Annotated in this window: 13 protein-coding genes; 1 reads left to right on the top strand and 12 read right to left on the bottom strand. The window is 73.5% G+C overall.

All coding sequences use genetic code 11. The features are described 5' to 3' along the window. Positions 1 to 23 precede the first annotated feature (23 nt). From SMD11_RS27320 to SMD11_RS27265, 12 genes are all read right to left on the bottom strand, one after another. On the bottom strand, positions 24 to 1,130 hold the full coding sequence (locus tag SMD11_RS27320) for a M24 family metallopeptidase (RefSeq protein ID WP_087928975.1): 1,107 nt from the start codon (positions 1,128 to 1,130) through the stop codon (positions 24 to 26). Positions 1,131 to 1,199: 69 nt separating this feature from the next. After that, entirely contained in the window at positions 1,200 to 2,075 is an 876-nt protein-coding gene (locus SMD11_RS27315; protein WP_418952539.1) for an AAA family ATPase, read from the bottom strand. A 228-nt stretch (positions 2,076 to 2,303) separates the two neighbouring features. Further along, complete coding sequence (aroQ, locus tag SMD11_RS27310; RefSeq protein ID WP_087930756.1) at positions 2,304 to 2,759, bottom strand: type II 3-dehydroquinate dehydratase; 456 nt, start codon at positions 2,757 to 2,759, stop codon at positions 2,304 to 2,306. Between the two features lie 5 nt (positions 2,760 to 2,764). Continuing rightward, on the bottom strand, positions 2,765 to 3,856 hold the full coding sequence (aroB, locus tag SMD11_RS27305) for a 3-dehydroquinate synthase (RefSeq protein ID WP_087928974.1): 1,092 nt from the start codon (positions 3,854 to 3,856) through the stop codon (positions 2,765 to 2,767). A 7-nt stretch (positions 3,857 to 3,863) separates the two neighbouring features. Then, on the bottom strand, positions 3,864 to 4,400 hold the full coding sequence (locus SMD11_RS27300; protein ID WP_087928973.1) for a shikimate kinase: 537 nt from the start codon (positions 4,398 to 4,400) through the stop codon (positions 3,864 to 3,866). After that, complete coding sequence (aroC, locus tag SMD11_RS27295) at positions 4,397 to 5,581, bottom strand: chorismate synthase (RefSeq protein ID WP_087928972.1); 1,185 nt, start codon at positions 5,579 to 5,581, stop codon at positions 4,397 to 4,399. The genes SMD11_RS27300 and aroC overlap by 4 nt, the downstream gene beginning before the upstream one ends. A gap of 180 nt (positions 5,582 to 5,761) precedes the next feature. Next, positions 5,762 to 6,625, bottom strand: coding sequence for a shikimate dehydrogenase (locus SMD11_RS27290; RefSeq protein WP_087928971.1), 864 nt, complete (start codon positions 6,623 to 6,625; stop codon positions 5,762 to 5,764). Beyond that, positions 6,622 to 8,235, bottom strand: coding sequence for an endolytic transglycosylase MltG (gene mltG / locus SMD11_RS27285; protein ID WP_087928970.1), 1,614 nt, complete (start codon positions 8,233 to 8,235; stop codon positions 6,622 to 6,624). Before mltG ends, SMD11_RS27290 begins: the two co-directional genes overlap by 4 nt. A 124-nt stretch (positions 8,236 to 8,359) precedes the next feature. After that, positions 8,360 to 8,824: a Holliday junction resolvase RuvX gene (gene ruvX / locus SMD11_RS27280; protein ID WP_087928969.1), complete on the bottom strand. Its 465-nt coding sequence runs from the start codon at positions 8,822 to 8,824 to the stop codon at positions 8,360 to 8,362. Positions 8,825 to 8,826: 2 nt separating this feature from the next. After that, positions 8,827 to 11,496: an alanine--tRNA ligase gene (gene alaS / locus SMD11_RS27275; RefSeq protein WP_087928968.1), complete on the bottom strand. Its 2,670-nt coding sequence runs from the start codon at positions 11,494 to 11,496 to the stop codon at positions 8,827 to 8,829. Then, positions 11,496 to 11,819 carry a DUF6167 family protein gene (locus tag SMD11_RS27270; RefSeq protein WP_087928967.1) on the bottom strand — a complete coding sequence of 108 codons (324 nt, stop codon included), beginning with the start codon at positions 11,817 to 11,819 and terminating at the stop codon, positions 11,496 to 11,498. The genes alaS and SMD11_RS27270 overlap by 1 nt, the downstream gene beginning before the upstream one ends. Before the next feature lie 8 nt (positions 11,820 to 11,827). Next, on the bottom strand, positions 11,828 to 12,271 hold the full coding sequence (locus SMD11_RS27265; RefSeq protein ID WP_234366179.1) for a DUF948 domain-containing protein: 444 nt from the start codon (positions 12,269 to 12,271) through the stop codon (positions 11,828 to 11,830). Between the two features lie 202 nt (positions 12,272 to 12,473). On the opposite strand from SMD11_RS27265, the gene SMD11_RS27260 reads away from it, so the two are divergent. Further along, positions 12,474 to 14,768, top strand: coding sequence for an ATP-binding protein (locus SMD11_RS27260; protein WP_107421979.1), 2,295 nt, complete (start codon positions 12,474 to 12,476; stop codon positions 14,766 to 14,768). The last annotated feature ends 18 nt before the right edge of the window (positions 14,769 to 14,786 follow it).

Raw genomic sequence — 14,786 nt, 5'->3', positions numbered from 1 at the left:
AACCAGAAAGTGCGGTGCGCCCGTCAGAGCGCGAGCAGCTCTTTGGTCGTAATGGTGAGTAGCTCGGGTCCGCCGTCCGCTTCTGAGCGGACGACGAGCGTGTCATCGATCCGGACCCCGCCGCGCCCCGGGAGGTGAACCCCCGGATCTACGGTGACCGGCACGCAAGCGTCCAGTTTACCCATTGCCGAAGGCGTCAGCCGAGGGTCCTCGTCGTTTTCGAGTCCCACGCCGTGTCCGATGCCCGGTCCGAGCCGCTCACCGTGCCCCGCGGCCTCCAGCACGACCCTCGCCGCCCGGTCCACGTCGCGGTACGGAGTGCCCGGCGCGAGGGCCTCCCGGCCGGCCCGCTGAGCCGCGAAGACCTGGTCGTACAGCTCGATCTGCCAGTCCGCCGGGGCGGTGCCGATGACGAACGTACGGGCGATCTCGCTGCGGTAGCCCCGGTAGTCGGCACCCAGGCAGACGCTGAGGAAGTCACCCTCCTCGACCCGCCGGTCGGTGGGCGTGTGCCCGGCGAGACCGGAGTTCGGCCCGGCACCCACCGAGGTCGGGAAGGCCGGCCCGACCGCGCCGTGGTCCACCAGCCGGCGCTCCAGCTCCAGCGCCAGATGGCGCTCGGTGCGGCCGACGAGAATCGACTCCAGGAGCTCGCCGAGGGCCTGATCGGCGATCTCCGAGGCGATCCGCAGCGCGGAGATCTCCTCGGGGTCCTTGACCAGCCGCTGCTGCTCCACGGCCGTGCCCAGGTCGGCCAGGCGCAGCCGGGGCGCGACCGAGCCCAGGGCGCGGTGCCGGGCGACGGTGAGGTGGTGCTCCTCGACCGCCAGCGAGCGGACGCCCGCCTCGGCGGCCCGCTCGGCGGCGGCGACGGCCGGGTCGCCGTCGGGCGCTGCCAGCACCAGGACCCGCACGTCCTCGGCGGGATGGTCGGCCGCACGGTCCCCGAAGGGGTCCGTGGCGCAGCACAGGAGGTCCTGGCCGGCCCCCACGAGCAGGGTGGCACCCGGCGGGGCACCACCGGCCAGATACCGGACGTTGGCGTCGCCGGACACCAGGGCGGCCTCGCTCCCGGCCGCCTCGCAGCGCTCACGCAGCCGCGCGCGGCGAGCCGCGTACACCTCGGACATGCCTCCGAGCGTACGGCGGGGCCCGGCACCCGGCCGTCCCAGCGCGTCCGACCGGGCGCGCGGGCCGGGCTACCGGCCGGGGCCGGGCGGGGCGGTCAGGGCGCGGGCGACGATGTCGTCCAGGAGGCGGCCGGTGGTGGCGACGTCCTGCTGGGTGTTGTCGATGATGGGCAGGCCCGAGCCGTACCAGCCGGCCATCCGGCCGTGGATCCGGGCGACCTCCTCGTCGCTCAGACGGCGGTTGCCGGAGCGCTCGGCGTTGCGCTCCAGGACGACCTCCAGGCCCGGCAGCAGGACCACAGGCAGCAGACCGGGGCCCACGTGCCGCTTCCAGCCGCCGAGGCCCACCACGGGCCGGTCGGGGAAGACGGCGTCGTCGAGGATGCAGGAGATGCCGTTGGCGAGGAAGTTCCGGGCGGCGAAGCCGCAGGTGCGGCGGGCCAGGCGGTACTGCGCCTCGGAGTGGTCGTTCCAGCCTGACTGCGGGTCGGCGAAGCCGGACCGCACCCATTCGCGGACGTCGTCGAGGCTGATGTGGGCCGTGGGCACCCGGCGGGTGTCGGCCCAGTGCCGCGCCACGGTCGTCTTGCCCGCCCCGGCCGGACCGATGAGGAGCACCGCCACGGGGGCGTGCGCGGGGTCGGCGACGGCCATGGGCTGCGGGGGTGCCGGGGCGGCGGGGAGGGGCGGGGGTGCGGGCAGGGTGAAGTGACCGGTGGGGCCCACCGCGGGCGCGGGGGCATCGGGGGATGGCCGCCCTGGCCCGCGGGGACGCCGGGGGCGTGGGGTGGTGGCGGTCCCACGGGGTGCTGCATCCGGTGGCTCCGTCTCGTTGCGGCGAAGTGAAGGGGCGCGGGGTGGTCGGCCGGAGGTTCCTTCTCCCCTGCCCCGCCCCTTCCCGATACCGGGGCTCCGCCCCGGACCCCGGTCCTCAAGCTCCCCCAGCTACCGCTGGGAGGTGCCCCCAGACGGGCTGATTTTCAGCCCGCCCGGCGATTGAGGTCACCGCGCGTCAGCGCGGAAAAGGGGGCCCGGGGGCTTGCCCCCGCCACGCGGCGGAGCCGCACATCGGATGCAGCGGGAAGGGGCGGGGCTGGGGAAAAAACAACCCCCCGGCCAGACGGGAGCGTACCCGAGCCCGTTCCCGCGACCACCGTCGTGGCAACGCCCGCGTCAGCCCCCGAGTTCCTCCGCCAGCGCACGCAGCGCCAGCCGGTACGAACCGATGCCGAACCCCGCGACCGTCCCGCTCGCCACCGCCGCGATCACGGACGTGTGGCGGAACTCCTCCCGGGCGTACGGGTTCGAGATGTGCACCTCGATCAGCGGGGCCGTGCGCTGCGCGGCCGCGTCCCGCATCCCGTAGGAGTAGTGCGTGAACGCACCGGGGTTGATGACGACCGGGAGCGAGCCGTCGGCGGCCTCGTGCAGCCAGCGGATCAGCTCGCCCTCGTCGTTGGTCTCCCGGACCTCGACGGCGAAGCCGAGCTCCTTGCCGAGCCGGGTGCACTCCTCGACCAGGCCCGCGTAGGAGGTCGCGCCGTACACATCGGGCTCACGGGAGCCGAGCCGGCCGAGGTTCGGCCCGTTGAGCACGAGGACCCGGCGCGCTCCGGCCGCTCCTGCCACGGGGGTCACGCCGCGATCTCGGCGTGCGCGGCCAGCAGCATCGCCGGGTCCGGCGACTCCAGGACCGTCGGCTTGGCGAGCCCGTCGAGGACGATGAAGCGCAGCCGGTCGCCCCGGGACTTCTTGTCGACCTTCATGTTCTCCACCAGCTTGGGCCACTGGTCGCCGCGGTAGGTGACGGGCAGGCCCACGGCCTCCAGGATCGCGCGGTGCCGGTCGGCGGTCGCGTCGTCCAGCCGGCCGGCGATCCGGCCGAGCTCGGCGGCGAAGACCATGCCGACGGAGACGGCCGCGCCGTGCCGCCAGTTGTAGCGCTCGTTCTTCTCGATGGCGTGGGCGAGGGTGTGGCCGTAGTTGAGGATCTCCCGCAGGCCCGACTCCTTGAGGTCGGAGGAGACGACCTCGGCCTTGACCCGGATCGCGCGCTCGATCAGCTCGGCGGTGTGCGGGCCCTCGGGCGTACGGGCCGCCTCCGGGTCCGCCTCGATCAGGTCGAGGATGGCCGGGTCCGAGATGAAACCGGCCTTGATGACCTCGGCGAGGCCGCTGACGTAGTCGTGCACCGGCAGCGAGTCCAGGGCCGCCAGGTCGCACAGCACGCCGGCCGGCGGGTGGAAGGCGCCGACGAGGTTCTTGCCCTCGGCGGTGTTGATGCCGGTCTTGCCGCCGACGGCCGCGTCGACCATGGCCAGCACGGTGGTGGGCACGGCGATCCAGCGGACGCCGCGCAGCCAGGTGGCGGCGACGAAGCCGGCCACGTCGGTGGTGGCGCCGCCGCCGACGCCGACGATCACATCGGTGCGGGTGAAGCTGGTCTGGCCGAGCGCCTTCCAGCAGTAGGCCGCGACCTCGACGGTCTTGGCCTCCTCCGCGTTGGGGAGCTGGATCGCGATGGCCTCGTAACCCTGTGCGGCCAGGTCCGCGCGCAGCACCTCCCCGGTCTCGGCGAGCGCCTCGGGGTGCAGCACGGCCACGCGCTTGGCCTGGGTGCCGATCAGTCCGGGCAGCTCGCCCAGCAGCTGGCGCCCGACCAGGACCTCGTACGGCGCGGTGCCCGCGCTGCCGGCGACCTGGATGCGGGTGGGGGCGTCGGTCATGCGTTCCTCACTGCGTGGTGTCGGGGGTACGGTCCCGGGGCAGGGCCAGCGCGTCGAGCACGGCGTCGGCCACCTCGGCCGGGGTCCGGTCGCCGGTGCTGACGGTGGCGCGGGCGACCTCGGTGTACAGCGGGCGGCGCGCCGCCATCAGCTCGCGCCAGCGCTGCCGCGGGTTGACCGCGAGGAGCGGGCGGGGGGCGTCCAGGCCCACCCGGTGCACGGCGTCGGCGAGTTCGACGTCGAGGAAGACCACCGGAAGGCCCTTGAGCAGGGCGCGGGTGCCGTCGTCCATGATCGCGCCGCCGCCGAGGGCGAGCACCCCGGGGTGCTCGGCCACGGCGTCGCGGACGGCCTGCCGCTCCAGCTCGCGGAAGTGCGGCTCGCCCTCGTCGATGAAGATCTCCGGGATGGACTTGCCGGCCCGCCGCTCGATGTCGGCGTCGGTGTCGCGGTAACCGGTGCCCAGCCGCTGGGCGAGCAGGGCACCGGTGGTGGACTTGCCGGATCCCGGCGGGCCCACCAGCACGACCACGGGCGGGGTCACTTGATGGCCAGGTTGTCGAGGTAGCCCTGGACGTTGCGGCGGGTCTCGGTGACGCTGTCGCCGCCGAACTTCTCCGTCACCGCGTCGGCCAGCACCAGCGCGACCATGGCCTCGGCGACGATGCCCGCGGCGGGCACGGCGCAGACGTCGGAGCGCTGGTGGTGGGCCTGGGTGGCCTCGCCGGTGGTGACGTCGACGGTGGCGAGCGCGCGGGGCACGGTGGCGATGGGCTTCATGGCCGCCCGGACGCGCAGCAGCTCGCCGGTGGTCAGACCGCCCTCGGTGCCGCCGGAGCGGCCGGAGGTGCGGCGCAGGCCCTCGTCGGTGGCCACGATCTCGTCGTGGGCCTTGGAGCCGGGCACCCGGGCCAGCTCGAAGCCGTCGCCGACCTCGACGCCCTTGATGGCCTGGATGCCCATCAGGGCGGCGGCCAGCCGCGCGTCGAGACGGCGGTCCCAGTGGACGTGCGAGCCCAGGCCGACGGGCACGCCGTAGGCGAGGACCTCGACGACGCCGCCGAGGGTGTCGCCGTCCTTGTGGGCCTGGTCGATCTCGGCGACCATCGCCTTGCTCGCGGCCTCGTCCAGGCAGCGCACCGGGTCGGCGTCCAGGCGCTCGACGTCGGAGGGCTTCGGGTAGACGCCGTACGGGGCCTTGGCGGCGGCCAGCTCCACGACGTGGGAGACGATCTCGATGCCGGCCGTCTCCTTGAGGAAGGAACGGGCGACGGCGCCGAGGGCGACGCGGGCGGCGGTCTCGCGGGCGGAGGCGCGCTCCAGGATCGGGCGGGCCTCGTCGAAACCGTACTTCTGCATGCCGGCCAGGTCGGCGTGGCCGGGGCGCGGGCGGGTCAGCGGGGCGTTGCGGGCCATCGTGGCGAGCTCGGCCGGGTCGACCGGGTCGGCCGCCATGACCTTCTCCCACTTGGGCCACTCGGTGTTGCCCACCATGACGGCGACCGGGGAACCCAGGGACAGACCGTGGCGCACGCCGCCCAGGAAGGTGACCTCGTCGCGCTCGAACTTCATCCGGGCGCCGCGGCCGTAGCCGAGCCGGCGCCGGGCGAGGGCGTCCGCCACCAAGTCGGTGGTGATCGGCACACCGGCGGGGAGACCCTCCAGCGTCGCCACCAGTGCCGGACCATGCGACTCCCCGGCCGTCAGCCAGCGCAACCTGCTCAACGGGACTCCTCTACTCGCACCACGGATCATGCAGTGGCGCGCCGCGGGGGCGCCGCCCAGCCCAGCTGGGGGCGCGCGGCCCTGGCCCGCCACCTCTGATCCTCCCATGCCGGGAGGGCGTTCCCCGCCGCAGGTCCGTCCACCGGACCTACTGCGTCAGATAGGAGCGGCCGGAGGCGGCTACTCCGTCAGCTCGCGTCCCGCGGCGCGGGCGCCGAGCGCCGCCTCGCCCGCGGCGCGCATGGCCGCCAGCGGCGCCGTGGCGCGGCCGGTCATCAGCCCGACCTGGAGCACCGCCTGGTGGACGAGCAGGTCGAGGCCGCCGACGACGGCCCCGCCGCGCCCGGACCAGGCCGCGGCCAGCGGGGTCGGCCAGGGCTCGTACAGCACGTCGAAGAGGGTGCCGGGGCGGTCCGGGACGACGCCCGCGAGGCCGTCGGTGGCACCCGCCGGGGTGGTCGCGACGACAAGCGGCGCGGTGAGGGCCTCGGCGGCGCGGGACCAGTCGGCGGTGCGCACGGACACGCCGAGCCGCTCGCCCCACCGGCGCATCTCGGCGGCCCGCGCCTCGCTGCGGACGTACGCGGTGACCTCGCCGGTGCAGATCCGGGCGAGGGCGGCCAGGGCGGAGGAGGCGGTGGCCCCGGCGCCGAGGACGGCGGCGGAGGGCACGGAGCCGACGCCGCGCTCGCGCAGGGCCGCCACGATGCCCGGGATGTCGGTGTTCTCGCCGACGCGGCGACCGTCCGGCGTGAACACCACGGTGTTGACGGCCTCGACGGAACCGGCGGTCTCCCGCACCTCGTCCAGCAGCGGGATCACCGCCCGCTTGAGCGGCATGGTCAGCGACAGCCCGGCCCAGCCGGCGTCCAGCCCGTCCAGGAAGGCCGGCAGCGCCGCCTCGTCGACCTCGAAGCGGTCGTACGACCACTCCTTCAGGCCGAGCTCCGCGTAGGCGGCCCGGTGCAGCACCGGGGAGAGCGAGTGGGCGATCGGCGAACCGAGCACGGCCGCCCGGCGGCGGTGCTCCCTCAGGTCACTCATCCCTGCTTCTGCTTCCTGGCGAACTCGTCCGCGAGCTTCTGGTGCTCCGCGTAGGTGGTGGTGAACGTCGTGGTCTTCCCGTCCAGGGAGACGAAGTAGTACCAGTCACCGGCCTCCGGGTCCATCGCCGCCTTGAGCGCCTCCTCGCCGGGGTTGCCGATGGGGCCCGGGGGCAGGCCCTTGTTCTTGGCGAAGTACGTGTTGTACGGGTGGTCCAGGGCACGCATCGCCGACTGGCTCATGTTCAGCTTGCTCTGGTTCGTCGCGTAGTTGTACGTCGAGTCGAACTCCAGCTTGCCGTTCGTCTGGGTGTTGCTGGGCTTGAGGCGGTTGTAGATGACGCGCGACATCTTGCGGAAGTCGTCGTGCGTCTTGCCCTCGGCGTTGACCAGGCTCGCCACGGTGATCAGCTGGAGCGGGGACTTCAGGCCGAGTTCCCTGGCCTTGCCCTCCAGGTCCTGCTTGGCGTAGTTCTCCTTGGCCCGCGCCACCATCTGCTTGAGGACGGCCTCCGGCTTGGTGCCCTTGCCCGCGCTGTACTGCGAGGGGAAGAGGAAGCCCTCCAGCGGGTCCTCGATCTTCGGGTCGCTGTTCGCCCAGTCCGGCAGCCCGAGGTTCTTCGCCTCGCTCTTCGCGACGCCCTTGGTCGTTCCCGCCGGGAGACCGAGCTTCTGGTCGATGGCGGCGTAGATCTGCACGGCACGCCGGCCCTCGGCGATGACGAGGAAGTTCGCGGCGTTGGTCATCATCTCGACCGCCGCCTTGCCGGACATCTCCTTGTGCAGGGAGTACGTGCCGGGCTGGATGGCCCCGCCCTTGGGGTTCTTTCCGGCCGCCTCGGTGAAGGCGCCGACGCTCTTCACGACGCCCGCCTTCTGGAGGACCTCGCCCATCTGACCGAGGCCGGCCCCCTTGGGGATCTCGACCTGCACCTGACCGGTGCCCTCGCCCTCGTAGTCGGGCGCGGCGCCGAAGTGGCTCTGCCAGTAGTCGTAGGCGAGGTAGCCGCCACCGCCGACGACGCCGACGAGGACGACCGCCACCAGCAGGCAGGCGGTGCCGCTGCGGCGCTTGTTCTTCTTGGGCTTCTTGCCGCGCCGGTCCCGCCGGGACTCCTCGCGGGGCTCGTCGTCGGCGTCACCGGAACCGCCGGCGGGCTTCACGGGGGCCGCGGGCTCATCGTCGAAGAGGGAGATCTTCTCCTCGTCGGGCTCGGAGTTCCAGCGGAGGGCCGGCTCCGGCTCGGGCGCCCCCTGCTGCTCGTACCCCTGCTGCCCCTGCTGCCCCTGCTGTTCGTACCCCTGCTGCTGCCCCGGCTGCTGGGGCTGGGGGTGCGGCGGGTACGAGGCGTCCTGCTGCGCGTAGTAGTCGGGGCCGCCGCCGGCGTAGCCGCCGGCGGACCGCCCGTACTGCTGCGGGTCGCCCGGCTGCTGGTGACCGTACTGGCCCCCCGCGGTCTGCGAGGGGTCCCAGTCGTACTGCTGCTGACCGTACGAGGACTGCTGCTGCGACTGCGGGTGCTGCTGCTGTCCGCCGTACCCCTGGTCCCCGTACAGAGGGTCCCCGGGGTGCCACGGGTGGGAGCCGGAGTCCCGGCCGTACTCAGTCATCGATCCCCTAGAGCCGCACAGCGGCAGCCGGCGCGTTCTCGCGAGCGCGAGTCCGAATCGTCCGGTTCTATAGGGACGACGCGCGGACGGCTGCCATGTCGCGCGGAACGTTACCGTATTGCGATCAGATGACCACTTCGACTGCCTCGCCCGGAGGCCGTCCCGAGACCTTCTCGATCTCCAGCGCGTTCTGGAGAATCACCACGGCCGCCGCCTGGTCAACGACCGAGCGGCCCTTCTTCGAGGACACCCCCGAGGCGCGGAGACCCTGTGTCGCTGTGACGGTCGTCATGCGCTCGTCGACCAGCCGGACCGGCACCGGCGCGATGCGCCGGGCCATCTCCCGGGCGAAGGTCCGCACCTTGGCCGCGGCCGGCCCCTCTCCCCCCTTGAGGGAGCGGGGCAGACCGACGACGACCTCGACCGGCTCGTACTCCGCGACGATCGCCACGAGCCGCTTGTGGGCCTGCGGGATGTCACGGCCCGGCACGGTCTCGACCGGGGTGGCGAGGATCCCGTCGGGGTCGCACGAGGCGACCCCGATCCGGGCGTCCCCGACGTCCACCGCGATACGCCTGCCTCGTCGCACGATCAGGCCGCTTCCGCTACGAGACGCTCGACGGCGGCCATGGCCTCGTCGACGGCCTCGGGGTTCTGGCCACCGCCCTGGGCGACGTCCGGCTTGCCGCCGCCACCGCCGCCGAGGGTCTTGGCGGCCGTACGGACCAGGTCGCCGGCCTTGAGGCCGCGCTCACGGGCGACGTCGTTGGTGGCGATGACCGTCAGCGGGCGGCCGTTCACCACGGTGAACAGCGCGACCACGGCGGCCCGGCCGCCCTGGATCCGGCCCCGCACGTCCAGGACCAGCTTGCGCAGGTCGTCGGCGCCGGTGCCGTCCGGCACCCGGCCGACGGCCAGCGCCACGCCCTTGACGTCCTTGGCGCCCTCGGCGAGACCCGCGGCGGCCTGGAGGACCTTCTCCGCGCGGAACCGCTCGATCTCCTTCTCGGCGTCCTTGAGCTTGGCGAGCATGCCCGAGATCTTCTCGGGGAGCTCCTCCGGACGGCCCTTGACCAGCTCCTGGAGCTGGGCGACGACCGTGTGCTCCTTGGCCAGGAAGTTGTAGGCGTCGGCGCCGACGAGGGCCTCGACGCGGCGCACGCCGGAGCCGATCGAGGACTCGCCGAGCAGCTTCACCAGACCCAGCTGGGCGGTGTTGGCGACGTGCGTACCGCCGCACAGCTCCTTGGAGAAGTCGCCGATGGTGACGACGCGCACGCGCTCGCCGTACTTCTCGCCGAACTCGGCGATGGCACCGGACTTCTTGGCCTCGTCGAGGCTCATGACCTCGGCGTGGACCTCCAGCTCGCGGGAGAGGACCTCGTTGATCCGCTGCTCGACGTCGGTGAGGACGCTGCCGGGGACGGCGGCCGGGGAGCCGAAGTCGAAGCGGAAGCGGCCCGGGGAGTTCTCCGAACCGGCCTGGGCGGCCGTCGGGCCCAGGGCGTCGCGCAGCGCCTGGTGGGTCAGGTGGGTGGCGCTGTGGGCGCGGGCGATGGCCCGGCGGCGGGCGACGTCGATGACGGCGTACGCGGTGGCGCCGACGGTGACCTCGCCGACCTGGACGACGCCCTTGTGGACGTTGACGCCCGGGACGGGCTTCTGGACGTCGCGGACCTCGATCACGGCGCCGCTGTCGAGCTTGATGCGGCCCTGGTCGGCGAGCTGGCCGCCGCCCTCGGCGTAGAAGGGGGTGCGGTCCAGGACGACCTCGACCTCGTCGCCCTCGGTGGCGGCGGGCGAGGGCACGCCGTCCACCAGCAGGCCGACGACGGTGGCCTCGTTCTCCGTGCCGGTGTAGCCGGTGAAGACGGTCTCCCCGACGCTGTCGGCCACCTCGCGGTAGGCGGACAGGTCGGCGTGGCCGGTCTTCTTGGCCTTGGCGTCGGCCTTGGCGCGCTCCCGCTGCTCCTTCATCAGGCGGCGGAAGCCGTCCTCGTCCACGGACAGGCCCTGCTCGGCGGCCATCTCCAGGGTGAGGTCGATCGGGAAGCCCCAGGTGTCGTGGAGCAGGAACGCCTTGTCGCCGCCGAGGACCGTGCCGCCCGCGGCCTTGGTCTCGGAGACGGCGGTGTCCAGGATGTTGGTGCCGCCCTTGAGGGCCTTGAGGAAGGCGGCCTCCTCGGCGAGCGCGACGGTCTCGATGCGCTTGCGGTCGGTCAGCAGCTCCGGGTACTGCTCGCCCATCGTCCGGATGACGACGTCGACCAGCTCGGCCACGACCGGGCCGGTGGCGCCCAGCAGACGCATGTTGCGCACGGCGCGGCGCATGATGCGGCGCAGGACGTAGCCGCGGCCCTCGTTGCCGGGGGTGACGCCGTCGCCGATGAGCATGACGGACGTGCGCATGTGGTCGGCGACCACGCGCAGCGAGACGTCGGTGCCGTGGGCGGCGCCGTAGCGCACGCCGGTGAGCTCGGTGGCCTTGTCCATGACGACGCGCAGGGTGTCGGTCTCGTACATGTTCTGTACGCCCTGGAGGATCATCGCGAGGCGCTCGAGGCCGAGACCGGTGTCGATGTTCTTGCTGGGCAGGTCGCCGAGGATCGGGAAGTTCTCCTTGTCCTCGCCGGCGCCGCGCTCGTACTGCATGAAGACCAGGTTCCAGATCTCCACGTACCGCTCGTCGTTGACGGCGGGGCCGCCCTCGGCGCCGAACTCGGGGCCGCGGTCGTAGTTGATCTCGGAGCACGGGCCGCAGGGGCCGGGGACGCCCATGGACCAGAAGTTGTCCTTCTTGCCCAGGCGCTGGATGCGCTCGGCGGGCACGCCGATGACGTCGCGCCAGATCCGCTCGGCCTCGTCGTCGTCGAGGTAGACGGTGATCCAGAGCTTCTCGGGCTCCAGGCCGTAGCCACCGTCCGCCACGGAGCTGGTGAGCAGCTCCCAGGCGTGCTTGATGGCGCCTTCCTTGAAGTAGTCCCCGAAGGAGAAGTTGCCGCACATCTGGAAGAACGTGCCGTGGCGGGTGGTCTTGCCGACCTCTTCGATGTCCGGGGTGCGGACGCACTTCTGCACGCTGGTGGCGCGCGGGAAGGGCGGCTTGACCTCGCCGAGGAAGTACGGCTTGAAGGGGACCATGCCGGCGGGGACCAGGAGCAGCGTGGGGTCGTCCGCGATGAGCGACGCCGACGGCACGACGGTGTGCCCGCGCTCCTCGAAGAAGCGCAGCCAGCGGCGGCGGATTTCAGCCGACTCCATCAGTGGTCCTCTTTCCGGGTGAAGTGGTAGGTGTGGTTCGGTTCGAGTGCGGCCAGGCGGCGCTGCTCGGGCAGTTCGCGGTGCTCGGGGCCGGGCGCGGCGCCGAGGCCGAGCGCGTCCTTGAGCGCCTCCTCGCGGTGCGCCATGCCGTCGCGTACGTCGAGGGCGAAGAGCTTGACCCGGCGGCCGGCGATGACCGCGCGGTCCGCGGCCTGGAGGGCGAGGCTCTCGGGGGTGAGCTTGGCGAGCTTCCGGTTGACCTTGGTGGTGGCCCAGACACCGGCTGCTACACCGGTGGTGAACCAAAAGGTGCGGCGGAACATTTCTGGGGTCAACCCTTCCCACGGGCGCGGCGGCTGCCGCGCCGGGCGGACGGCAGGGTCCGGTCGACGGTCCGGCCGACGAACGCGGAGCGCTCGGGGGCGGGCTCGGCCTTGCGGCCCATCGCGCGCCGCACGCCGTACCCGAACGCGGCGACCTTGACCAGCGGACCGCCGAAGGCGGAGGAGACGGTCGAGGAGAGCGCGGAGGCGTTCGCCGTGACCTCCTGGACGTCCGCGGCGATCGAGTCGACGCGGGCGAGCTGGGTGTGGGCGGAGCGGACGGTGGCGGAGGCGTCGGCGAGGAGGGGCACGGCCTGCTCGGAGACGTCGGCCACCAGCTTGGTGGCGGCCTTCAGCGTCTGCGCGAGGCGCGCCAGCACAAGGGCGAGGAAGGACACGAGGATCGCCCAGAAGACGGCCACGAGGATCCCGGCCACCTCTCCACCGGACACGCTGCACCGCTCCCTGCTGGTCGTCGTCGGTTGCCTGCTGCTTGCTCAATGACGTCTGCGGACGTCCCTGGACGTCCGGTACGACCTTATCGCGCCGGGCCTCGGCAGCCGTACCGCATTGTCGGCGCCCCGCCGCGGGCGGAACGGGTGCTCACCAGCCGGAGTTTACGGTGCGCATCCTCATCAGTACGCTCTGTGTGCCATGTCACCGCACTCCGGCTCCGCGTTCCCACCGTTCCCGCCTTTCCCCCCACGACCGGGCTCCTCGTCCGACGGCGCGACGCCGGGCCCCGGCCGGTTCGCGCCGCCGGGCAACCTCCCCGCCGAGCCCGGCCGCTTCGTCGGCCGCGCCGAGGAGCTGGCGGCGCTGGCGGACGAGCTGGCGCGATCCCGGGTGGTGACGGTCACGGGGGTCGGCGGCGTGGGCAAGACGCGGCTGGCCGGCCGGGTGGCCAGAGAGGTGCAGTATCGCTTCTGCGACGGGGTGTGGCTGGCGGAGCTGTCGACGCTCACCGACCCGGCCCTGCTGGACCACGCGGTGGCCGGCGCGCTGGGCCTGACCGACCACACGGACCGCCCGCCGCGCGCCTGTCTGCTGGAGCAGCTCGCCGACCGCCGGCTGCTGCTCGTCCTCGACGGCTGCGAGCACCTCGTGGAGGAGTGCGCGCCGCTGGTCCGGGAGCTGCTGCGGCGGGCGCCCCGGCTGCGGGTCCTGGTGACCTCCCGGCGCCCGCTGGAGATCGCGGGCGAGCAGGTCTTCCCGTTGCGGCCGATGGCGGAGGCGGAGGCCGCCGCGCTGTTCGAGGACCGGGCGGCGGCGGCCTGGCCGTCCTCGCTGCGGTCCCGCTCCGCCCGCGCCGAGCCGGGCGCCGTGGCCGAGCTGTGCCGCAGGCTCGACGGCATCCCGCTGGCCCTGGAGCTGGCGGCGGCGCGGCTGGGCGCGCTGTCGGTGACCCAGGTGCTGGAGCGGCTGGACGACCGCTTCCGGCTGCTGACCGGGGGCGCGCGCGGGGAGCTGCCGCGCCACCAGACGCTGCGCACGGCCATCGGCTGGAGCCATGAGCTGTGCACGCCCGCCGAGAGGCTGTTGTGGGCCCGGCTGACGGTCTTCGCGGGCCTCTTCGACCTGGAGGCGGCGGAGTACGTCTGCTCGGGCCCCGAGCTGCCCGCGGAGGAGCTCCCGCATGTGCTGGCGGAGCTGGTGGCGCAGTCCGTGGTGGTCCGCGAGGACACCCCGGCGGGCCCGCGCTACCGGCTGCTGGACAGCGTGCGGATGTACGGGGCGGGCTGGCTGGACGCGCTGGCGGACTCCGGGCGGATGCGGCGCCGGCACCGCGACTGGTACATGGGCCTGGCGACCTGGTGCGAGCTGGACTGGTTCAGTCCGCGGCAGGCGGAGGTGGCGGCCATGGTCGACGCCGAGCTGCCGAACCTGCGGCTCGCCCTGGAGCACAGCCTGGAGGACAGCGCGGAGGCGCACATCGGCCAGTACCTGGCGGGGACGCTGTGGTTCTGCTGGGTGGGCTGCGGACGGCTCGCGGAGGGCCGGTACTGGCTGGACCGGGCCGTGGCGGTGCCGGCCGACAACCCGGCCACCGAGGAGACCCGGCTGAAGGCGCTGTGGGTGCTCGGCCACGTGGCGGTGCTCCAGGGCGACCAGGCCGGCGCGGTGGCCGCGCTGGACGAGTGCCGGGAGGCCGCGGAGCGCGCCGGGAACGCCCGCGCGCTGGCCTACGCCGAGCACCGCACCGGCTGTCTGGCGCTGGTCTCGGACGACATGCCGCGCGCGGAGGCGCTGCTGCGCGGCGCGCTGGCCCGCTACGAGGCGATCGGCGAGCTCAACAGCAATGTGCTGATGGGCAAGGTGGAGCTGGCGATGGCGGTGGCGTTCCAGGGCGACCTGGCGGGCGCGGTGCGTTTGTGCGAGGAGGTGCGGGCGGCCTGCGACGAGCACGGCGAGCGGTGGACGCTGGCCTACGCGCTGTACGTGCTGGGGTTCGCGGCGTTCAGCGGCGGCGACAGCGCGCGGGCGCGGGCGCTGCTGGAGGAGTGCCTGGCGATCGACTACGCCTTCCACGACCTGGTGGGCGCGGTGCTGGCGCTGGAGCTGCTGGCGCTGATCACCCTGGAGGGTGAGGGCGGGGCGCACGAGGGCGACGCGGTGGAGGCCGCGGTGCTCCAGGGGGCCGCGGGGCGGCTGTGGCGCTCGGTGGGGCTGCCGCTGTTCGGGTCGCGGTACTTCAACGGTCCGCACGCGCTGTGCGAGCGGCGGCTGCGGGACCGGCTGGGCGCCCGGCGGTACGAGAACCACGTCCGCGAGGGGGCCCGGCTGGATCTGGACGCGGTGACGGCGCGGGCGCTGCGCGGGCCGCGGCCGGACCACGAGGCCCTGCCGGACCGGGGCAGGGTGCCGGGCGCGCGCACCCGCTCGCGGTCCCCGGAAACGCACCAGCCCGCCGGCTCTCCGGTCACGGGGACCGGGGAGACGGCGGGCTGAAACCGATCTCACTGGAGC

Source organism: Streptomyces albireticuli, from assembly GCF_002192455.1.
GTDB classification, from domain to species: domain Bacteria; phylum Actinomycetota; class Actinomycetes; order Streptomycetales; family Streptomycetaceae; genus Streptomyces; species Streptomyces albireticuli_B.
Note: the sequence above shows the minus strand (reverse complement) of the source record. Positions and strands in the feature narration are given on the sequence as shown.

What these genes read in the sequence shown, in the direction of transcription:
- aroB (WP_087928974.1), bottom strand. Translation starts at nt 3,856, where the DNA reads ATGACCGACGCCCCCACCCGCATCCAGGTCGCCGGCAGCGCGGGCACC.
- alaS (WP_087928968.1), bottom strand. Translation starts at nt 11,496, where the DNA reads ATGGAGTCGGCTGAAATCCGCCGCCGCTGGCTGCGCTTCTTCGAGGAG.
- SMD11_RS27270 (WP_087928967.1), bottom strand. Translation starts at nt 11,819, where the DNA reads ATGTTCCGCCGCACCTTTTGGTTCACCACCGGTGTAGCAGCCGGTGTC.
- SMD11_RS27320 (WP_087928975.1), bottom strand. Translation starts at nt 1,130, where the DNA reads ATGTCCGAGGTGTACGCGGCTCGCCGCGCGCGGCTGCGTGAGCGCTGC.
- mltG (WP_087928970.1), bottom strand. Translation starts at nt 8,235, where the DNA reads ATGACTGAGTACGGCCGGGACTCCGGCTCCCACCCGTGGCACCCCGGG.
- SMD11_RS27260 (WP_107421979.1), top strand. Translation starts at nt 12,474, where the DNA reads ATGTCACCGCACTCCGGCTCCGCGTTCCCACCGTTCCCGCCTTTCCCC.
- SMD11_RS27290 (WP_087928971.1), bottom strand. Translation starts at nt 6,625, where the DNA reads ATGAGTGACCTGAGGGAGCACCGCCGCCGGGCGGCCGTGCTCGGTTCG.